We start from the raw sequence: 20,809 nt of genomic DNA on the forward strand, positions 1-20,809 counted from the left end.
ATGAATATTTCTGCACCTTTTATTCAACGCTCAATCGCCACGTCTTTACTCATGTTTGCCATTCTGTTAGTCGGGATATTAGCTTTCCAATTATTGCCTGTTTCTTCACTTCCTGAAATTGAATACCCTACTATTCAAGTTTCTACGTTTTATCCTGGAGCAAGTCCTGACGTAATGGCGTCCACGGTAACAGCGCCATTAGAGAAGCAATTCGGACAGATGCCCGGTCTGATTTTGATGACTTCTAACAGTTCTACGGGTTCATCGCTTATTAATTTGCAATTTGCTCTCAATCTCGATCTTGACGTAGCAGAGCAACAAGTTCAGGCTGCAATTAATGCCGCCTATAATTTCCTTCCTGCCGATCTTCCCAATCCACCGGTTTACAACAAAGTAAACCCGGCAGATACGCCCATCATGACGTTGAGTTTAACCTCTAATACACTGCCCTTACCTCAAGTGGAAGATTTTGCAGAGACCCGTCTAGTCCCTAAAATTTCCCAGCTCATCGGGGTTGGTTTAGTCAGTGTGAGTGGTGGGCAGCGTCCTGCAGTGCGGATTCAAGTTAACCCCGATGCATTAACTTCTTATGGATTATCCATGGAAGAGGTGCGAACAGCGATCATGACAGCTAATGTGAATGCTGCAAAAGGAAATTTTGATGGGCCTCGTCTCGCCTACACAATAAGAGCGAACGATCAGTTACTCACAAGCGTGGATTATAAGCCGATTATCGTCAGTTACAAAAATAATAGCCCTGTTCGCCTGCAAGATATTGCCAATGTGATTGATGGCGCAGAAGACGTAAGGCAAGCAGCTTGGATGAATGCTGAACCGGCTATCATTTTAAACATTCGAAGACAGCCTGGGGCAAACGTGATTGAGGTCGTTGATCGCGTTCAAGGTTTATTAAAAAAATTACAAACAACGTTGCCTGAGACCATTAAAATTTCAGTCCTGACTGATCGCACGGTGACTATTCGTGCTTCCATTCGGGATGTGCAGTTTGAATTGATGCTCGCAATCGCATTGGTTGTCATGGTTATTTTTCTTTTTCTGCGTAATCTTTCTGCTACTTTAATTCCCAGTATTGCAGTACCGCTCTCGTTAATCGGTACTTTTGGCACCATGTATTTGTTGGGATTTAGCGTAAATAACTTGACGCTAATGGCGTTAACCATCGCAACAGGCTTCGTGGTCGATGATGCGATTGTGATGATTGAGAATATTGCTCGCCATTTAGAAAATGGTGAGCCTCCTTTAGATGCCGCGTTAAATGGAGCAAAACAAATTGGTTTTACTATCGTATCATTAACGGTTTCCCTTATTGCAGTACTCATTCCTTTGCTGTTTATGGGTGATTTGGTGGGCCGATTGTTTCGTGAGTTTGCAATGACACTGGCCATTACCATTCTCATTTCTGCTTTTGTTTCATTGACATTGACCCCAACACTTTGTGTGCGATTATTACGGCATCGCAAGCCGCAGGAGCTTAATCGATTCGAGCGTGTGTCTACGAAAGTGTTAAATAATGTAATTAAAGACTACAGTCGTTCCTTAAGTTGGGTGCTCGAACATCAATCATTAGTGCTTATTATAGCGGTAATAACGCTGATTTTTACCCTCCTTTTATTCTATTTTATTCCAAAAGGGTTTTTCCCTATGCAGGATACGGGAGTTATCCAGGGTATCTCGCAAATGCCACAATCCATTTCATTTACTGAAATGGCTAAACGGCAACAAGCTCTAGCGCGGGTTGTGCTCGCTGATCCTGCGGTGGAAAACATCTCTTCCTTTATCGGGATAGATGGTACGAATGTTACCCTAAACAGTGGTCGGATGCTCATTACTCTAAAACCCCTTGCGAAACGCCATGCAAGCGCTGCAGAAGTGATACGTCGTCTACAAAATAAGCTGACTCGCGTGCCTGGAGCTACTTTGTACATGCAGCCTGTACAGGATTTGACAATTGATACCCGTATTAGTCGCACTCAATACCAGTACAGTGTAAGTGCACCGGATGCAAAGGAAGTAGTGCACTGGAGTAACTTAATATTAGCAAAGCTTGATCAGCTACCCCAGTTGAGGGATGTTGCAAGTGATCAGCAAAATCAAGGGTTAAAGACAGTGATTCATGTCGATCGTGATACCGCTTCCAGATTAGGTATTACGATGCAAATGATTGATAACACCCTCTATGATTCATTTGGTCAGCGGCAAATATCAATCATATTTACGCAACAAAATCAGTATCGAGTGATCCTTGAGGCATTACCTAAATTACAAGAAGATCCCAAAGCGTTTAGAAATACTTATCTAACCTCGCCCAATGGAGGTGCTATTCCACTGCATACTTTTACCAAAATTGCCAAAAAAGTGGGATCGATTGTGATAAACCGTGAGAACCAATTTCCGGTGACTACTTTGTCTTTTAATTTGGCGCCAACGGCTTCTTTAGGGGATGCGATGGAAGCCATTGAACAAATCAAAGCAGGGCTCGATGTGCCTATGAGTGTCCAAGCTGACTTTGAAGGAACGGCCAAACTATTTAAGGCTTCGTTACACAATGAAGGTTGGCTGTTGCTGGCGGCTATTGTGGTTGTTTATATTATTTTAGGGGTGCTTTATGAAAGTTATATTCATCCAATTACCATCCTTTCCACGTTGCCTTCCGCCGGAATGGGTGCCTTATTGGCATTAATGATAACGGGGAAGGATTTAAGCATCATCGCTCTTATCGGGATCATTCTGCTTATTGGTATTGTGATGAAAAATGCGATCATGATGATCGATTTTGCTCTTGAACAAGAGCGCAAATTCTTTAAAGCCCCGCGTGATGCCATTTATCTTGCCTGTCAACTGCGATTCAGGCCAATTTTGATGACCACCTTGGCATCGATGTTAGGTGCCGTCCCTCTTGCTTTAGGCAGCGGCATGGGCGCCGAATTACGTCAACCATTGGGTATTGCGATCATTGGAGGATTAATTGTGAGTCAATTATTGACTCTTTATACCACACCAGTCATTTACCTCTATTTTGATCGATTAAAATCCAAAATTAATGAAGCAAATGGGTCGACTCCTCTCCAGAATGTCTCTACTGAGCATAAAGAATGAGCCTGTCCTCACTTTTTATTCAACGTCCAATTGGCACCAGTTTACTGGCAATAGGTTTAGCGCTGGCCGGAATAGTAGCCTTTAATTTGTTGCCTATTGCGCCTCTGCCGCAAGTTGAGTTTCCTACTATAAGTGTCACTGCCGCCTTACCCGGTGCCAGTCCCGAGAATATGGCAACTTCAGTGGCAGCTCCGCTTGAGCGGCAGCTCGGGCGTATTGCTGGCATTACACAAATAACCTCATCCAGCATTTTAGGCGTGAGCCAAATCATCTTGCAGTTTGATTTATCACGGAATATCGATGGCGCCGCGCGTGATGTGCAAGCAGCGATTAATGCAGCAGCTGGTCAATTGCCACCGAACTTACCTAACGATCCTGTCTACCGCAAAATCAATCCTGCGGAAGCCCCTATTATGGTGATGTCACTGACTTCTGAACAATACAATGTGGGTGAAATCTATGATGTGGCTTCGTCGATTTTACAACAGAAGCTGTCACAAATCAGTGGAGTGGGACAAGTCATCGTTGGGGGGAGTTCCTTGCCTGCTGTTCGTGTCGAGTTAAATCCCACGGTGCTAAATAGTTATGGCATAAGCTTGCCTGAGGTTGCAAACGCCATTGCGACAGCAAATGTAAATCAAGCAAAAGGCCAGGTAACGGTGGGTGAAAAGGTGACTTCAGAAATTATAACCAATGATCAGATGGTTAAGGCTGCTCAGTATAAGCCAATCATTATTACCTATCGTAATAATAATCCGGTGCGTATTTCTGATGTGGGTGAAGTTCATGATTCGGTTCAAGACGTGCGAAATTCAGGTATTGCTAATGGCAAACCTGCCGTTTTAGTCGTGATTTTTAAGCAGCCAGGAGCTAATGTTATTTCAACGGCTGATGAGATTAAAGCCACTCTGCCGCAGCTTAAAGCCTCTATTCCAGCAGCAATCGATATGAGCGTGATGCTTGATCGAACCAAAACCATCCGTGTTTCATTGCATGATGTGGAAATTACCTTAGTGATTGCGATGATTTTGGTTATTTTAGTGACCTATCTTTTCTTAGGGAATTTTCGCGCGATGTTAATACCGGGGGTCACCGTTCCTTTATCGTTATTAGGCACTTTCGCGATAATGAAACTAGTGGGGTATAGCCTTGATAATCTGTCATTAATGGCATTAACCATTTCTACTGGTTTTGTCGTTGATGATGCGGTTGTTGTACTTGAAAACATCGCTCGTCATTTAGAAATGGGAGTGAACCGCGTACAAGCCGCATTGGAAGGGGCAAAGGAAGTCAATTTTACAGTGATCTCCATGAGTCTCTCCTTGATTGCGGTTTTCATTCCCATTCTGTTAATGGGGGGATTAGTTGGACGCCTATTTAAAGAATTTGCGGTTACTTTATCCATTGCCATTCTTATTTCGATGATGGTGTCGTTGACCGTAACACCGATGATGTGTTCTCGAATATTGAATCCTTCAGAAAAGAAAAAGGGTCATTTTTTTACTCGGTTTATTGAGAAGCTTCGTCATCACTACGAAAAAAGTTTGGCGTGGTCGCTACGGCACACTAAATTCATGTTATTAGTGGCCTTGCTCACACTGCTTTTTAATGTTTACCTGTACGTTGTTATATCAAAAGGATTTTTTCCACAACAGGATATTGGTCAATTGGCTGGAACTTTACAGACCGATCAGAATCTTTCTTTCCAAGCCACCAACAAGAAATTTCATGAGTTTGTGGGTATTATTCTTAGCGATCCTGCGGTGGAGAACATTGTAGGGTTTATTGGTGGTAATACTCGAACGACTCCCGGTTCTTTATTTATAACGCTCAAACCTCCGTCACAACGCAAAATTTCGGCCGATCAGGTGATTAATCGTTTACGTCCCAAACTTGCAACAGTAACGGGTGCTTATTTATATCTACAGGCTTCGCAGGAGCTTATGGTGGGGGGGCGGCAGACGAACGCACAATTTCAATACACGTTAACCGGTAACAATCTTCAGGAGCTTAGTGAATGGGCGCCAATAATCACCGAAAAACTAAGTCGGGTGCCTGGCATTGCTGATCTAAGTAATGACCAGCGTGATCATGGTTTGCAGGTGTTTGTGAATGTGGATCGGGATACGGCATCGCGTTTTGGTATTACCGCCGAAGCGATTGACAGTACGCTCTATAATGCTTTTGGCCAAAGCCTAGTATCCACTATTTACACAGCGATGAATCAATATTATGTGGTGATGGAAGTAGCCCCGAAATATTGGCAGCGACCCGAAACATTGGACGAAATTTATGTGATTTCTCCATCAGGGCAAAAAGTACCGTTATCAGTATTTGCCAATTTTACCCCTGGAGCTACCTTGTTATCAGTTAATCATCAGGGCCAAGCGCCATCTGTTACCTGGTCTTTCAATTTACTCCCAGGCACTCCATTGGATAAAACAGTGAACAATATTCTCTCAACCATTGCTCAAATGGGATTGCCACCCACTATTCAAGGAGCATTCCAAGGCACAGCGCAAGCTTTCCAGGATTCTCTTGCTAATCAACCTTATTTAATTTTAGCGGCCCTTCTTTCCGTCTACATTGTACTCGGTATGCTTTATGAAAGCCTAATCCATCCCGTTACTATTCTTTCAACGTTGCCTTCAGCGGGTGTTGGTGCTTTATTAGCTCTGATGTTGTGTGGCTTTGACCTGAGTATTATTGCTTTGATAGGAATCATTTTATTAATTGGTATCGTTAAAAAAAATGCCATCATGATGATTGATTTTGCACTGCATGCGGAACGCACTCAACAAAAAACACCAAGCCAAGCCATCTATGAAGCGGCATTGATGCGTTTCCGCCCCATTATGATGACAACTATGGCTGCCATGTTTGGCGCTTTGCCGCTGGTGTTTGGTCTGGGATTAGGCTCTGAGCTGCGCCGTCCTCTTGGAATCACCATTGTGGGTGGTTTAATTGGTAGCCAGCTATTGACGCTTTATACGACACCCGTTATCTATTTGGTCATGGAAAATGTTACTATTCGCTTTCATCGTTTTTGGGCGCGTAGGAAGAAAACGGTACCTGCTGTTTAGTTTGCAGAGAAACAACAAGGAATAAGTATGCATATCAAGGCGAAATTACCCTTATTAATGATAAGCTTATTGCTTGCCTCCTGTGTTGTTGGTCCTGATTATGTGCGCCCAAAGGTTAAACTCCCTGCTCAATTTAAAGAAGCGAAAGGAAAAGCATTTAAAGTGAACCCTCCTTCAGGATGGAAAGTGGCTAAACCGTGTGATGAAGTGGATCGGGGTGAGTGGTGGAAACAATTTCATGATCAAACACTTAATAAACTGGAAGATGAACTCAATCATTGTAATCAGAATATCGTTAATGCTTGGCAAAATTATCGCCAGTCACTTGCCATCGTGGATGAAGCCCGCGCCAATTTTTTTCCGAGTTTAGCAGGCACCTTTAATATCTTTAGACAAAAGATAGGTGGCGGCGCTGCGACTTCCTTTTTCAGCTCAACCGGTGGAACAACCACCACGGGAACATCGACTACAGGCGCATTTACTTCACGATCAGCCACTATTACCACTTACTCCGCTTTTTTGACAGCGGATTGGGAACCCGATATCTGGGGACAAGTTCGTCGTACGGTTGAATCTAATGCAGCGGCCGCTCAATCCAATCAAGCGTTATTAGCAGCAACACAATTGTCGGCACAAGGCTCACTGGCACAGTATTATTTCGAGTTACGGGCGCTTGATACCGACCAGCAGCTTTTGGATGAAACGGTTGCGGGTTATAAAAAGGCACTGCAGTTGACACGTAACCAATACGCGGCAGGGGTCGCATCAAGAGCGGATATTGTGCAAGCACAGACCCAACTAGAGACTGCTGAAGCCCAAGCAATCAATAACGGCATCTTGCGTGGGCAATATGAGCATGCTATTGCCGTATTAATTGGTCTGCCACCGGCTAATTTTTCTCTCCCTTTTAATCCTCTGAAAACTGCGCCTCCGCCGATTCCTGTGACAGTGCCCAGCGTTTGGTTGGAGCGAAGACCTGATATTGCGCAAGCAGAACGCCTGATGCAACAAACGAATGCTCAGATTGGCGTGGCAATTGCCGCTTATTTTCCTACTCTAGATTTAACGGCCACTGTGAGTATTGCGGGACGAAGTTTCCATCAGTTAGTGACTGATCCTAATGTAGGTTGGACTGCTGGTATGCAATTAGCAGAGGTTATTTTTGATGGCGGTTTTCGCAGTGCGGCAGTCAGGGCTGCAAAAGCAGCCTATTTGGCTCAGGTTGCCGCTTACCGTCAGGCCATTCTTAATGCTTTTCAAGATGTAGAAGATAATCTCATTGCTCTACGCCTCCTTAAGGAACAGAGTATTGCACAGAATGCGGCAGCCGCGAGCTCAAGAAGGGCTTTGCAACTTGTTATTAATCAATATAAGTCGGGAACGGTTCCCTACTCCAGTGTGATCACTGCGCAAATTGCGGCCTATACTACGCAGAAAGCGGCATATGATGTGATTGGATTGCAAATGACTGCCGCAGTGGGGTTGATTAAAGCATTAGGTGGCGGTTGGAGTACGCAGGATATTTGTCCAATACGAATTTACCCCAAGCTTCTTCCGTTTGATATGAAGAAGCCGGCCCTGGTGACTGCGAGTAATCTTAATTGACCAGGTTAAACGCATCTAATAGTCCTATATAAAACCCCAAGACTGCATTCCGCTCTTTATGTGCGGAATGCAGACTACGATCCTGATTGGATGATATATACCCGTGATCCTTCAAAACGCTATTGCTTTTTCCGCCTGGAATTATTTTAAAAACTCCCAATAGGGATTGCTATTACTCGTTTTTAAAATAATTCCAGCCAAAAAAATCAAGTCGTCCAAAAACTAGCATTTTGAAAGATCACGGGTATAGATCCCGCATATAAGGCGCAGAAAGTAGGCAAAAAGACAGGGAGTTATATTCAGAAAGGAGAGGCGCTTGCCCTGCTTATTGATAGATGGATTTTACAAGTCACTCAAGTCCGGATAGAATGCAAATTGAATAAATCATTATTTTTCAAGGATGACATCATGAAAAAACAACTTTTCTTATCTAAAGTGGCTTACGCAACGTTACTTTTATCTCCTCTTGCTCTTGTCGGTTGTCAGGCAATGGAAGGACTATTTGGTGAATCACCCACCTATCAAGGTTCCTCCGCACACGGTCACAATCCGTCCTCTCATCGTGGTTCTGCATCATCCTCATCTTCTTCTCGTACTGCGTCGACGGCTACTAATGCGACTTCGGGAGCAGCGGCCACAACAGTTCACAGGGCGACGGGTAAATCTTCATCTTCAGTACCTGTAGAGCCTCCATCCGTAAAAAGCTCAGTATCTTCAGTGCCAAGCATGGATAGCAGCAGTAGCTCATCTTCTGCGTCATCAAGCAATAAGACAGCAGGTTCAAGTTCCAGTTCAACTTCGAGTAACGGTACGGTAACGATTCCTTCGGCACCCATTGTAGCACCAGCAACAGCGCCCACAATGACTGCACCTACTGTTTCTCAGTGAGTGAGCGTGTTTTAGGTTTTCCCTAATGAATAGAAGGGACCAATATGACTACAGTTGCGGATGTTTTCATTGACACCTTAGAAAATGCGGGGATTAAGCGCATCTATGGTATCGTGGGTGATTCCTTAAATGGTCTTACCAATGCCTTACAGAAAAGAAAGACAATTGAATGGATTCATACACGTCATGAAGAAGTGGCTGCCTTTGCCGCAGGTGCAGAGGCACAATTAACCGGTGAACTTACTGTTTGTGCAGGAAGTTGTGGGCCGGGGAATACGCACTTAATTAATGGGCTTTATGATTGCCAGCGCAGTTATGCCCCAGTGCTCGCAATAGCAGCCCATATCCCTACGCCTGAGATTGGTGGAGATTATTTTCAAGAAACACATCCCAATATCCTGTTTAAGGAGTGCAGTTATTTTTGTGAAATCGTCTCTTCTGTTGAACAAATTCCTCGCTTATTAAAAATCGCTATGCAAACTGCCATTGCAAAGCGCGGGGTTGCTGTTTTAGTCATTTCAGGTGATTTAGCATTGCAAGACATGCGTAAGCAAGCGCTTCCAAATTGGTCCAAAATGACCAAATCAGTTGTGATTCCAGAGCAGGCTGTACTTGAAGAAATTGCCCATCGCTTGAACGCGGCAAAAAAAGTGACGCTTTTTTGTGGTTATGGTGCTGCAGATGCGCATCAATCGCTAATGGCTTTGTGTGCCAAGTTATGTGCACCAATTGTCCATACTTTACGCGGCAAGGCGTTTATTGAATACGATAATCCTTATGATGTGGGAATGACAGGATTAGTGGGTTTTTCCTCTGGTTATTATGCGATGGAAGCGTGCGACACGTTGCTTTTGCTTGGAACAAATTTTCCATACCGGCAATTTTATCCTTCTAAGGCAGAGATCATTCAAATTGATCTCAATGGAGAGCAATTAGGAAAACGAGCCAATATTACACTGGGTGCAGTCGGCGATGTGAATAACACCGTGCAAGCGCTATTACCATTAATACAGCAGAAAAAAGATAGCAGCCATTTAGAGCAGGCCGTAACGCACTATAAACGAGCGCGCTCCAGCTTAGATGCGTTGGCATGCGAAGGGTCAGATAAAAAATTAATTCATCCGCAATATTTGGCTCGCTTAATTAATGAAGAAGCGGATGAAGACACCGTTTTTACTAGTGATGTAGGAACACCCACTGTTTGGGCTGCGCGTTACTTGCAAATGAATGGTAAGCGGCGTCTATTAGGATCATTCAATCATGGTTCAATGGCCAATGCATTAGCACAAGCGATAGGTGCACAGGCTGCGTATCCCAAGCGTCAAACAGTGGCACTTTGTGGTGATGGTGGTTTTACAATGCTGATGGGTGATATTTTGACATTAAACCAACAAAATTTACCAATAAAAGTAGTGGTATTTAACAATGGCACCCTTGGTTTTGTTGAAATGGAAATGCATGTTGGTGGAATGTTGGAGTACAGCACTGAGTTAAATAATCCGAATTTTGCAAAAATGGCTGACGCCGTGGGTATAAAAGGATTCCGTGTTGACGAATCTACTCATCTGCGAGAGGCGTTACAAAGTGCTTTTGCGCATGCAGGGCCTGCGTTAGTTGATGTCAGAGTAAATCGCAATGAATTGATCATGCCACCGACTATCAATGCTGCTCAGGTTAAAGGCTTTAGCCTTTATTTGATGAAGGCCATTATTAATGGTCAAGGGACCGAAGTATTGGATTTGATGAAAACCAATTTATGGCGGTAGAATTGCTTTTTTTATGCAGGTTTTTTAAATGAATAAGTTGAAAGCACAAGCAGCCAAAGCAGCGTTGGCTTATCTTGAAGACGATATGATTATCGGTGTAGGAACTGGATCGACTGTTAATTATTTTATTGATGAGCTGGCAACAATAAAGCATCGTATCGATGCTTGCGTAGCAAGTTCCAAAGCGACCGAAGAGCGTTTAAAAGCCGCTGGAATACCTGTTCTTGATTTAAATGCCACCAATGATTTACCCATTTATGTGGATGGTGCCGATGAAGTCAATGCGCGTCGTGAGATGATCAAAGGGGGCGGCGGTGCGCTTACCCGAGAGAAAATCATTGCAACAGTCGCAAGTCAATTCATCTGCATCGTCGATGAATCAAAGGTGGTGAAGAATTTGGGTGCTTTTCCTCTTTCGGTTGAAGTCATTCCCATGGCGCGTAGCTTTGTTGCCCGTGAGCTTGTGCAGCTAGGCGGTGATCCCGCTTATCGAGAAGGATTTATAACGGATAACGGTAATATTATCCTCGATGTGTATAATTTAGAAATCACTGCGGCGGCGGTATTAGAAGAAAAAATTAAATTGATTCCCGGTGTGGTGGACAATGGTTTATTTGCAAAACGTCTAGCCGATAAGGTTTTGGTGGCTTCTGAATCAGGGGTAAGAGTGTTCTAGTGGCTTTAAGCGCACTGTGGTCTGGAGGGAGCTCACTGAGTGAGCTCCTCAGTACAGACTGACCTTATCCCATACCCAATAGATCGGTGGTTTTTATTTCCTCTCGATCTTCTGGCTTAGAAAATTCGCCGCTAAAAAGCGTAAAATAGTCTTTAACCTTTTGCAGTTTAAGCGGTGTGGATTGAGCGGTTATTTCGCCAATAAGCTTCTCCTCCGCACCAGGGTCAATGTCAGTTTCTTGTTCGCGCATAACTTGCTTACTGAATTTGCGATGTAGGTCATTGCAAATACCCAGTATCTTCTGCATTTTATTGAAAGAAAAATCGTCATCTTCTTGATCAATCAAGAGCTCCTCTCCATGCGCAACTAAATCAATCATTCCTTGATTTTCTTCCACCTTAGGCAAACCTGTGAAGATGGTGATGCTAAAGTGCATGATGGGCTTTATAAACCAGGCAAGAGGGGTGGAAGCAAGTTCAATAACGCCCCGTAGTAAACTGACTAAGCCGTCGCCAAAACGATAGATATCCAACGTAAAGAAGCCAGTAAATAATTTAGCCAAGCCACTGGACACATTCACTATACCGACAAAAGGCTGCTTAAAATCTTGAACAAATTGGTAGTCGCCCTTATAGGGTTTGAAAAAATCGAAAAATAGTTTACCGATCTTTTTCAATGAATAACGGATTGGCACATAGTCAAATTGACCCAGTTTAATATTAGGGTCGTAGCTGCGATGCGGATAAAAATCAAGTTCAACTTTCTCTCTGGAGGAGGCATTAGTCAGCAATTTATAATAGCTGTCGACTAGTGGCTCTTGATCCACGTCATATTCCATTTGCGAAAAGCCAAACTTGATACCTTGATAGGCCTTAACCACCTTCCTGAAGCTTCTTACTTTTAAGACGCTGTATTCCTTCACTTCAGCGACCTTCTTATCTGCGTAAGAAGAAAACCATTCTTGATATTGAGCAAGTGATCGGTAGAGAAGAGATTTATGGGTAAGCCCTTGTTGAATCGCTGGTTTCAATGTGACAAAGTATTTAGCCAAAGCCTCTAAACCAGCATTTAATCCTTTAAAATAGGAGAGACCTAAAGCGGAATCGCCGTTTAATGAAATATCGGTATCATTAAACAACGTATGCGTATCCTGAACGCGTAAGGCAGGTAATTCATTCACACTGATTTTTATTGAATCATTATCAATGCCCTGTCCAGAAGTTGGATCCAATAATTTGATTCTTTCTGCAATGTAGCCTGTTATAAATTTCTTAAGGTCATTTGGTAATAGGTGCGCATTTTTCTTCCTACCAAATAGTTCAATGGGATCCGCTGCTGTCGCTATCCCATCAAGCCTTTCAAAATCCTGTTTGGTGATTATTAATTGAACCGTTACCGGTGTTTTCCCTGTTTTGGGATCGTAATGCCCGATTTGTTCAGTTGCCACTAAGCCTTGGCGTGCAAGTTTTTGATAAAACTCGATAGACCTATCCCAGTGCGTTTCCACATCGCCATCAATTTCATACCGAAGCTGCATGGCGTAATCCACTTCGTGTTTAATCTGATTGTTCCTGGGAAACAATTGTTGATTGACGACACTATGAGTGCCATCTGCACCGACAATGAGTTTGGGATGATAACGGAATAATTGTTGCTCAATGGTATCGGGTTTGACTTCGGTAATAACCGTTTTTACCCCGTAGTCTGTCGCGATTTCTTTAAGCGTTTCTTGAAGAACATTAGTGCGCACATGTGGGTGCTTACGAAGTTGTTTTAAAAGGGCTGTTAACCGTGGTTCATTGGTTAAGTCAGCTGCTTTCATGTAATTTTCTAATTGTTTGGGTTGCAATACCAGTGTATGTTTTCTTTTGAAAACAGGGTATTTTTCCAAAACCACTACCTGCAGCTCAGGATTGAGCTTTTTAAATCCTAGCGCTTGAGCGTATCCTATGGGACCACCGCCGACAATGACTACGTCAGCTTCTTGCCCCTCGTCGGGTTGCTCACTTGCCTTCTGTGATTCGGACGCTAATGCGGTTGGTTTAGGGGTGTATTTTTTGGAAGGTGATTCAACCAAGGGATAAGAGACTGCAAAAATGGCATTAAGTTGGCGAGCCATTTCATTTTGGAATTGCCGAGGCGAAAATTTAGCTAAAGTACTGGCTTGCTGGAAAATTGAGAAAGGATCTATACCCGTTTCTTCGTCCTTATATCGACTTAAGCAGCGATTAAAAGTTTGCAGAAACTTTTGCAATGGTAAGGGAAAATTCGGGGCATTTTCATCGTAAGAAGCGTAGAATGCCTGGGTTGCTAAATCGATTAGCTGGTCAAATTCAACTCTATTCATTAATAGCCTATTAAATTGTTACAAAAGTCAACGACTTTTAAGAAAATTGTTGGCGCAAATATTACCACATGGAGTTTTTTATGTCCAAAATAAATGTCGATTTGTTAGAATAATCTTAATTTTTTCTTAAGGTTAGATGGATATACTCCCTTTCAGTTAAGAAAGGAGTTTCTAATGCGTGTGTTAATTGTTGAAGACAATGCTTTTAATGCTTTTTGTTTATCGCGATTGTTGCAAACAATTAGTAAGCAGCTAAAAATAAAGGTGGTTAGCGAGAGTTCTAGTGCGCTTAACTATTTAAGCCAATATGAAGTCTCCTTAATTATTCTTGATGGTAATCTGCAAGGCAGTGATTATTTAAGTCGTAGTGGTCCTGCTCTAGCGAATATCATTTGGTCAAATAATCCACAAATTCCTATCATTGCCTGGTCCGACTCAGAGGATATGCGGGTCGCTTTTGCTGAAATATTTAAGCAACACAATAAAGTATTTAATGAAGGCAGTTGCTGGCCAAAAGCAATCGATTGCGATTTTATTTTAAAATCCCTACCTTTTTTATTGCCTCACATGAAACTTAATTATCTGATGAAAAAAATAGGGTAGTTCCTCATCACAGTCCTATCTCAGGGCTTATGCTTGGGATCTAATGGGGGAGCGGATTTTGAATTCCGCGCACAAAACCCGCGGGAGAGGGAACGGGCAGCGATTCCTGCATAGGAATAGAGTGCCCGTTTATTTAAGCGAGATTTTAGCCCGCTTCTTCCATGCCTGTTAACTGTGGTTCGGCTCTTCTACCACCGAGTAGCCCAGGTAGCCTGAGCCGGGAAAGTTTTCTATGCAATTTGGTGAACATGATAGGAAATACACCATTTCCTGTGACATTTGCTGTGGTTCCAAAAGGGTCACAGATAAGGTAGACGGCGGTTATTAATCCAACCATATCACTTGAAAAGCCTAAATGCGCTTCTAAGATGGGTGCAACAACAATGATTACTCCGCCAGGAACAGCGGCAACAGCGTATTTTGCTAAGGCAGTATACAGGGCAAAAATAGCAAACGTGGATACGGAAGGTAAAGGTAATCCAAAGGTCGATATTGTTGCTAAACTCAAAATGGGAATACCAATTGCACTGCCGATAGTATGAATATTAATAATGGCAGGAACGAGCATTTTTGCTTGTTCAGGATTATCGAGATTTTTTTCCGTGGATAAAAGAAGCACGGGCATGGCTGCGGCACTCGAGATGGTACTAAAGCCAACTAAGCTTGCAGGGAGTACATTCTTAAGATAAAAAGCAAATTTTTTAATCGAAAATTGACCGGCAACAAAATACCAGAAGGTAATATATAACCACTGGCTGAGCACAATTAAAACGAGAATCGGCCCATACAGCTTTAATGAAGTTTGTAGGAGGTGTTCATGCTCTAATTTGAAGATAAATCCCAAGATAAACAAAGGTAACAGCGGGATAAACACTCTTTTTAGAAAGCCATTCGCTAATTTATTTAATTTCATCGCAATGGCTTTTGCGGTTGCATTAGGCCAAAATGAAAAGAAAATGCCTGTCGCAAAGCCGATTAACAATGCCACATCATTGGTTACAAGCTTGGTCAAATGAAATTGCCATGTAGGCACTAACTGCGGTGAGGCAGCGATGGGAGAGGCGGCAAAATGCAAAAGATTCAACCCCACATAGCCCGAAGAATAACCGTACATGAGCGCTGTAAAATTAGAAGCAAAGACGCAGACGATGAGTAGTAAAACAAAAAAGAGCGCCCCTTTTTGTAAATTCGACAGGCAAGAAAAAACAAAGCTGAAAATAATAAACGGCAATAGAAACTCAAGAACGCTCTTCATGCTCAGGCTTAAAGCATAGCTCAGCGATTTCACCGCTACAGGGATCTGAGGGCCCAAAATCATGGGCAAAATCAGGATAGCGAGCAGTAGCATAGGAAGTTTTAATTTTTTTATAGATTCTGTAGACATATAAATCCTTATATGAAACTAAAAGTCTGATTGTGCCCTCTAAGTTAAACCCTTAAGAGCCAAAATGACAATAGCTAATATCATTTAAAGCCTAAAAGGACGCAAATCTTAGGAAGCATATTACAATCCTGAGGATAGATTTTGCAAACAATATGTTTCAATTACAAGATGTCGATATAAGGAGCATAGACAGGACTTATTTGAATGCATTACACTGGTGGCTCAAAGCATTGAGCCTTAAATTCATTCACAGGAATAAATTGTGTCGGTCAATAAAGTATTAGTGGTTTGGTCAAATTACTATGAAGAATTAGCAAAAAAACAATTGGATAGTTGTTTGGAACTGTTGAATCAAGCCAAATACGACTACGCGGTGGAGACTGTAGACGCTGGGACCTATGAAATTCCTGCCGTTATTCGCTACTACCAGCGCCATAAGCCTTATGCGGGTTATCTTCCTCTCAGTTTGCTTCTTAAAGGGAGTACCGACCATTATGAGTTCATATGGGAACATGTCAAAGAGTGTTTTATCAAGTTTGCAATGGAAGGTGTATTCATCGGTAATGGTATTATTTCTGCGCCTAGCATGGAGATTTTGACAACCAGAGTTGAAAATCGAGAGCGTGTGAAGGAGGCTTTTAAAGCACTGCATTATTTGCTTCAGCTTAAAAATAAATTCAACGATTAATAAATGATGACTAACTTATTGATTATTTCAGCCAATATTCATAAAGAATTGTCAGAAAAGCAACTGACTTATTGTGTTGAACTTGTTAAAAAATCAACACACGCTTACCAAGTTGAAATTGCAGCGGCTGGAACTTACGAAATTCCCTTTATTATTAATGCATATCACCAAAAAAATCCTTTCGATGGCTATATCGCGCTCGGATTGGTTTTGAATAAAAATCAAGACCACTACGATTTTATTATGTCCCATATAAAGGAGTGTTTTACTCGATTTGCTTTGAATAATATACCTGTAGGAAATGGGATTATTGCAGCGCCTACTTTTGAAGAATTAGCATCCAAAGTGGACAGCCAGGATCCTTGTCTTTCAGCTTACTCCTCTGCGTTTAATGCGGTTGACTATCTTATTAAGCTAAAGAATCGCTTAAGTCTTACCTCAAATCTATAGCATTTTTCCTTCAGCGAAAAAAGCGTGGTGAATTTACACTAGACGTTTTAAATAAGTCCTCGCGCTGTTAAAAAATCATGTGCAACTTTTTGTGGGCTGATTTTTTTTACGTCCACTAGGTAGTTTAGATATTGCATGGTTGTATTATCGATTATGCCTAATAAGGGCTGTAACGCGATGGCGATTTGTGGGTGGCTTTTAAGAAGAGTATTGCGAATCACAGGCGCCGCATAATAAGGGGGGTAAAAATGCTTATCGTCTTCCAATAAGCGTAGACGAAATTCAGCAATTCTACCGTCGGTGGTTGATGCTCCGATGATTTGCACGTCATTATTTTCGATGGCCTGATAAACAAGATCAGGTTGCATTTGTATTACTTTTTTAAACGTAAACCCGTAAGTGCGTGTCACACCCGGTAATCCATCAGGCCGCAAAAGGAATTCTGCGGGAGCGGCGAGAATAAGCTTACCGGTAAGACCCTTTAAATCAGTCAAATTCACTAAGTGATATTGCTCAGCAAAGGTTTTTTTGATGGCTAATGACTGTGAATTATTAAATCCAAAAGGCGCCATCCAGACGAGATCATCTTTTTTTAGATACGCATTTTTGACGAAATTAAAGGTCTGTTGTGGACTCCTAATCTGACTTTGGTTGAGTACAACGAGGTAAGCTGTTCCCGTGTATTCTGGATAAAGATCAACTTGTCCAGTCAATAATGCATTTTGCAATATGGTTGTCGTTCCTAAATTAAATTTTTTGATGACGTGCAAATCCGTTTTAGCTTCAATTAGCTCTGCCATTAAGTGGCCTAAAATATATTGCTCAGTAAAATTTTTGGTCCCAATGATGATTGAATTTTTTGGCTTATATGCCAAAGAAAGCGCTCCATGAACGCTTATCGCTAACAGGACGATAAGGATAAAACTCACTAAAGCAATTTTTATTTTTTTAAAATGCATGATCAGGCGCTGGCGAGCTGAGAGTAAGAGAGTGAGCGTAGCTAGCACGTAATCAACAGCTAAAGCAAGTAGAGCAGCTGGAATTGCACCTAACAGAATAAGATTCGGATCATTTAAAGATAAACCTTGAGTAATAAAATCACCCAATCCCCCCGCTCCTATAAAAGCAGCGATAGTAGTAATCCCTATTGTCATTGCCATGGACGTTCTAATCCCAGCCATAATAATAGGTCGGGCCAACGGCAGCTCAATGAGGTATAAACGCTGCCACCGCGTAAGGCCTAAGCCATTGGCGACCTGAAGATAGATGGGGGAGACTCCTTTTAATCCCGTATAGGTATTGCCTGTGATGGGCAATAACGCATAGACAACGAGCGCAATCAAGGTGGGTGTCAGTCCGATGCCTACAAAAGGAATCAAGAACCCGAGTAAGGCAATGCTAGGAATTGTTTGAAAGACATTGGTTAGGCTCAAGATGGGATTTTTTAGTTTGGGTAATCGGGCAATAAGAAGACCGAGGCTGATGCCAATAATGCTGGCTACACCCATGGCTGAGATGGATATAGCAATATGCTCGACTAATTTAGTTTGTAGCTCGGGTAAATGCGATTGTATGAAATCCCAATAATTATTCATCGGCAAATGGTGTATTTTTGTTGCTAAGTAATTGTCTAACGAATTCAGTCGCAGGATGAGTGAGAACCTCTTCTCTTGTGCCAACTTGTTCGAGACAGCCTTCGTGCATAATGGCAATTCGATCCGCTAAACGAAATGCTTCATTAATATCATGGGTTACAAAAATAATTGTTTTATTCAGTTTTTGTTTCAGGGAAATGATTTCATTTTGTAATGTTTCGCGAGTAATTGCATCTAATGCCGCGAAAGGTTCATCCATTAAAATATAGTTAGGATTAGTCGCTAAAGCACGTGCCACTCCAATCCGCTGCTGCTCACCCCCCGAGAGTTCATCGGGGTAGCGATTAATGTATTTTTCGGGTTCTAAGTTAACCAAATGCAGCAATTCATTCACTCGCGCAATGCGCTGTTTTTTAGGGATTTTCATCAGTCGCATGGTAATGGCAATATTTTGGGCCACGGTCATGTGAGGAAATAACCCAATGTTTTGAAACACAAATCCCATGGAGCGACGTAACTGCACTTTAGAGTAGTCTTCGATGAACTTCCCATCAATTTCTATTGTGCCTGATGTGGGTTTGAGGGTGTGATTAATCAACCTCAATAATGTGGATTTTCCACTACCGGATGAGCCTACTAAGATTAATGTTTCCCCGTCAACAATGGATAAATTGATGTCTTTAACCGAATAAGATTCTTTCTCATCAAAGGATCTGGAAACCTGTTTAAGTATGATCATTGTTAATTCGCATTCCTTGCAAGGGCAATATAATCATATAGGTATCTTTTTTTATATTCTATACCCATACTATTCTTAGTAGAGAGAAATGGAGAGTTTTTGAAATGGATTACCTAATCACCACAAAACATCTTGGGTTACGCCCGATGCAGGAAGATGACATTAAATATTTAGAGGACTTAGATCAGGACCCAGAGGTAAAAGAGTATTTTCCTGAAGGCACGTTAAGTCGCACGGAAATTAAAGAAAACGTCAGAGCTTGCCGCATTGATTATGCAACGAAGCATTTGCCTTGTTTGGTTATTTTTAGGCTTAAAGACAATGCCTTTGTTGGAGAAGCGTATTTTGATCAAATTGAATCCGGAGAAATTAAAATAGGCTATCTTTTTCATAAAAAATTTTGGGGAAAAGGGTATGCGACCGAGACATTGAAAGGCTTACTCGAATGGGCAAAACAAAATATCGATACCGATTACATCATTGCTTACGCGGATAAAAACAATAAAGCATCATTTCGAGTGATGAAAAAAAGTGGTATGGAATATTATAAAGATGGATATTATCTCGACATGGAGTGTAAATTTTACCGAATTAAAAATCGATAAACGATTAAGTTTAATGCGCATCCATACAGAATAATCGGACAATGTTTTTAAGGGTATGTTCACAAATGTTGAGCTGCTCAAGACTGATAAATTCATCCGGTCGATGGGCTTGTTCAATACTGCCTGGCCCGCAAATAATAGTAGAGATACCTGCCTCTCGATAGGATGCGGACTCACTTGAATAAGAAACTTTTAGATACTCTTCTACACCTAGAACCGTGTGCATTAATCTGGCAATAGGAGCATCTTTCGATGTCGTCAGGCCCGGTGCATCAGAAATTTGGTCCAAATAAATCGCCGCTTCGGAGTAGTTTTTTTTCATCTCGGGGACTAATTCGTCATTAATGTAGTTTTCCAGCTGGCTACGTAAATTTTCAATCGGAAATTGCGGTAAATAACGAATTTCGATGAGGAGTTCACAGGTACTGGGAATAACATTTTTTGCGATTCCCCCGCTAATAATATTGGTAGAAAGGGTACAATAAGGGACATCAAAATCGTCATCAAAAGGCCCCTGTTCTTTTAAATATCTCGCTAGTTTGCTGATGTAGCAAATCAAGTGGCCTGCATAATGAATAGCATTACACCCTTGATCGGCGAGTGATGAATGAACGGAATAACCCTGAACTTGACAATGAAAAAGCCGTCTTGATTTTTCACCGATAATAGGGTGCATGCTCGACGGTTCGCCGACGATACACGCTTCAGGTTGTATACCCAGTTCCTGCAAATATTCGAGTAAAAAATCGACACCAATGCAACCCACCTCTTCGTCATAAGTGAACGCAAAATGAAGCGGTTTGCTGAGTTTCAGCGTGGTAAATTCGGGTAAAAGTGCGAGTAAGACAGCAAGGAACCCTTTCATATCGCTTGCTCCTCGGCCATAAATTTTGCCGTCGTGTTGAGTGGCAACAAATGGATCTGTAGTCCAGATTTGACCTGCAACCGGAACCACATCAGTATGACCCGATAACAAAAGGCCCCCTTGTGTTTGCCCATTTTTAGCTGGAATCGTGGCAAAAAGATTCGCTTTTGACTCTTTGGGACTGGGGATAAGATGGGGTTGAATATGATGTAACTTAAACCACTCTGCGATTGTTTTGATTAATTCCATATTCGAATTGCTAGAGATGGTATTAAAGCCAATCAGTTGAGCAAGCCACTGCTGTGCGTTCATTTTATTCCTTTAATAAATTACTGCACCTATAGTGAAAAATAGCACCTTTTATGCTTTTTAACATCTTGGCGATGAACTGCTATTAA

General features: G+C 42.1%; 15 protein-coding genes. 10 read left to right on the forward strand and 5 right to left on the reverse strand.

Annotated elements, in window-relative coordinates; translation table 11 throughout:
• The 6 genes from B5D33_RS06825 to rpiA all read left to right on the forward strand — a co-directional run bounded on the left by B5D33_RS06825 (position 1) and on the right by rpiA (position 11,135).
• Complete coding sequence (locus B5D33_RS06825) at positions 1-3,117, forward strand: multidrug efflux RND transporter permease subunit (protein WP_058453746.1); 3,117 nt, start codon at positions 1-3, stop codon at positions 3,115-3,117.
• Positions 3,114-6,200, forward strand: a complete 3,087-nt coding sequence (locus B5D33_RS06830) for an efflux RND transporter permease subunit (protein WP_058453747.1) — start codon at positions 3,114-3,116, stop codon at positions 6,198-6,200. Before B5D33_RS06825 ends, B5D33_RS06830 begins: the two co-directional genes overlap by 4 nt.
• A gap of 27 nt (positions 6,201-6,227) precedes the next feature.
• Complete coding sequence (locus tag B5D33_RS06835; RefSeq protein ID WP_065240050.1) at positions 6,228-7,805, forward strand: efflux transporter outer membrane subunit; 1,578 nt, start codon at positions 6,228-6,230, stop codon at positions 7,803-7,805.
• Between the two features lie 408 nt (positions 7,806-8,213).
• Positions 8,214-8,693, forward strand: coding sequence for a hypothetical protein (locus tag B5D33_RS16305; protein WP_133140943.1), 480 nt, complete (start codon positions 8,214-8,216; stop codon positions 8,691-8,693).
• A 44-nt stretch (positions 8,694-8,737) separates the two neighbouring features.
• Positions 8,738-10,459 carry a ubiquinone-dependent pyruvate dehydrogenase gene (gene poxB, locus B5D33_RS06845; protein ID WP_058453749.1) on the forward strand — a complete coding sequence of 574 codons (1,722 nt, stop codon included), beginning with the start codon at positions 8,738-8,740 and terminating at the stop codon, positions 10,457-10,459.
• A gap of 28 nt (positions 10,460-10,487) precedes the next feature.
• The gene (rpiA, locus tag B5D33_RS06850; RefSeq protein ID WP_058453750.1) at positions 10,488-11,135 is read left to right on the forward strand and encodes a ribose-5-phosphate isomerase RpiA; all 648 of its coding nucleotides are present in this window, start codon (positions 10,488-10,490) and stop codon (positions 11,133-11,135) included.
• Between the two features lie 64 nt (positions 11,136-11,199).
• On the opposite strand, the gene B5D33_RS06855 is transcribed toward rpiA, so the two are convergent.
• Entirely contained in the window at positions 11,200-13,482 is a 2,283-nt protein-coding gene (locus B5D33_RS06855) for a Rossmann-fold NAD(P)-binding domain-containing protein (protein WP_058453751.1), read from the reverse strand.
• Positions 13,483-13,656: 174 nt separating this feature from the next.
• On the opposite strand from B5D33_RS06855, the gene B5D33_RS06860 reads away from it, so the two are divergent.
• Complete coding sequence (locus B5D33_RS06860) at positions 13,657-14,085, forward strand: response regulator (protein ID WP_058453752.1); 429 nt, start codon at positions 13,657-13,659, stop codon at positions 14,083-14,085.
• Between the two features lie 145 nt (positions 14,086-14,230).
• Here the strand turns inward: B5D33_RS06860 and B5D33_RS06865 are convergent, their stop codons facing one another.
• Positions 14,231-15,469: a cation:dicarboxylate symporter family transporter gene (locus tag B5D33_RS06865; RefSeq protein ID WP_058453753.1), complete on the reverse strand. Its 1,239-nt coding sequence runs from the start codon at positions 15,467-15,469 to the stop codon at positions 14,231-14,233.
• Positions 15,470-15,731: 262 nt separating this feature from the next.
• Between B5D33_RS06865 and B5D33_RS06870 the strand changes: the two genes are divergently transcribed.
• Both B5D33_RS06870 and B5D33_RS06875 read left to right on the forward strand, forming a co-directional pair.
• The gene (locus B5D33_RS06870) at positions 15,732-16,157 is read left to right on the forward strand and encodes a 6,7-dimethyl-8-ribityllumazine synthase (RefSeq protein WP_058453754.1); all 426 of its coding nucleotides are present in this window, start codon (positions 15,732-15,734) and stop codon (positions 16,155-16,157) included.
• A gap of 3 nt (positions 16,158-16,160) precedes the next feature.
• Entirely contained in the window at positions 16,161-16,607 is a 447-nt protein-coding gene (locus B5D33_RS06875) for a 6,7-dimethyl-8-ribityllumazine synthase (RefSeq protein ID WP_234802475.1), read from the forward strand.
• 47 nt (positions 16,608-16,654) lie between these two features.
• On the opposite strand, the gene B5D33_RS06880 is transcribed toward B5D33_RS06875, so the two are convergent.
• Together B5D33_RS06880 and B5D33_RS06885 are read right to left on the reverse strand one after the other, a co-directional pair.
• The gene (locus B5D33_RS06880; protein WP_058453755.1) at positions 16,655-18,202 is read right to left on the reverse strand and encodes a glycine betaine ABC transporter substrate-binding protein; all 1,548 of its coding nucleotides are present in this window, start codon (positions 18,200-18,202) and stop codon (positions 16,655-16,657) included.
• Entirely contained in the window at positions 18,195-18,941 is a 747-nt protein-coding gene (locus B5D33_RS06885) for an ABC transporter ATP-binding protein (RefSeq protein WP_058453756.1), read from the reverse strand. Before B5D33_RS06885 ends, B5D33_RS06880 begins: the two co-directional genes overlap by 8 nt.
• 104 nt (positions 18,942-19,045) lie before the next feature.
• On the opposite strand from B5D33_RS06885, the gene B5D33_RS06890 reads away from it, so the two are divergent.
• A complete protein-coding gene (locus tag B5D33_RS06890; protein WP_058453757.1) occupies positions 19,046-19,546 on the forward strand; it encodes a GNAT family N-acetyltransferase in 501 nt (166 codons plus the stop codon).
• Between the two features lie 10 nt (positions 19,547-19,556).
• On the opposite strand, the gene argE is transcribed toward B5D33_RS06890, so the two are convergent.
• Positions 19,557-20,723 carry an acetylornithine deacetylase gene (gene argE / locus B5D33_RS06895; RefSeq protein ID WP_058453758.1) on the reverse strand — a complete coding sequence of 389 codons (1,167 nt, stop codon included), beginning with the start codon at positions 20,721-20,723 and terminating at the stop codon, positions 19,557-19,559.
• Positions 20,724-20,809: the final 86 nt, after the last annotated feature.

The sequence above is a fragment of the Legionella maceachernii genome (genome assembly GCF_900167045.1).
GTDB classification, from domain to species: domain Bacteria; phylum Pseudomonadota; class Gammaproteobacteria; order Legionellales; family Legionellaceae; genus Tatlockia; species Tatlockia maceachernii.

Excerpts from the sequence above, each read along its gene's own strand:
- B5D33_RS06885 (WP_058453756.1), bottom strand. The coding sequence starts at position 18,941 with ATGATCATACTTAAACAGGTTTCCAGATCCTTTGATGAGAAAGAATCT.
- B5D33_RS06825 (WP_058453746.1), top strand. The coding sequence starts at position 1 with ATGAATATTTCTGCACCTTTTATTCAACGCTCAATCGCCACGTCTTTA.
- B5D33_RS06835 (WP_065240050.1), top strand. The coding sequence starts at position 6,228 with ATGCATATCAAGGCGAAATTACCCTTATTAATGATAAGCTTATTGCTT.
- rpiA (WP_058453750.1), top strand. The coding sequence starts at position 10,488 with ATGAATAAGTTGAAAGCACAAGCAGCCAAAGCAGCGTTGGCTTATCTT.
- poxB (WP_058453749.1), top strand. The coding sequence starts at position 8,738 with ATGACTACAGTTGCGGATGTTTTCATTGACACCTTAGAAAATGCGGGG.
- B5D33_RS16305 (WP_133140943.1), top strand. The coding sequence starts at position 8,214 with ATGAAAAAACAACTTTTCTTATCTAAAGTGGCTTACGCAACGTTACTT.
- B5D33_RS06890 (WP_058453757.1), top strand. The coding sequence starts at position 19,046 with ATGGATTACCTAATCACCACAAAACATCTTGGGTTACGCCCGATGCAG.
- B5D33_RS06855 (WP_058453751.1), bottom strand. The coding sequence starts at position 13,482 with ATGAATAGAGTTGAATTTGACCAGCTAATCGATTTAGCAACCCAGGCA.
- B5D33_RS06875 (WP_234802475.1), top strand. The coding sequence starts at position 16,161 with ATGATGACTAACTTATTGATTATTTCAGCCAATATTCATAAAGAATTG.
- B5D33_RS06865 (WP_058453753.1), bottom strand. The coding sequence starts at position 15,469 with ATGTCTACAGAATCTATAAAAAAATTAAAACTTCCTATGCTACTGCTC.
- B5D33_RS06880 (WP_058453755.1), bottom strand. The coding sequence starts at position 18,202 with ATGAATAATTATTGGGATTTCATACAATCGCATTTACCCGAGCTACAA.
- argE (WP_058453758.1), bottom strand. The coding sequence starts at position 20,723 with ATGAACGCACAGCAGTGGCTTGCTCAACTGATTGGCTTTAATACCATC.
- B5D33_RS06830 (WP_058453747.1), top strand. The coding sequence starts at position 3,114 with ATGAGCCTGTCCTCACTTTTTATTCAACGTCCAATTGGCACCAGTTTA.
- B5D33_RS06860 (WP_058453752.1), top strand. The coding sequence starts at position 13,657 with ATGCGTGTGTTAATTGTTGAAGACAATGCTTTTAATGCTTTTTGTTTA.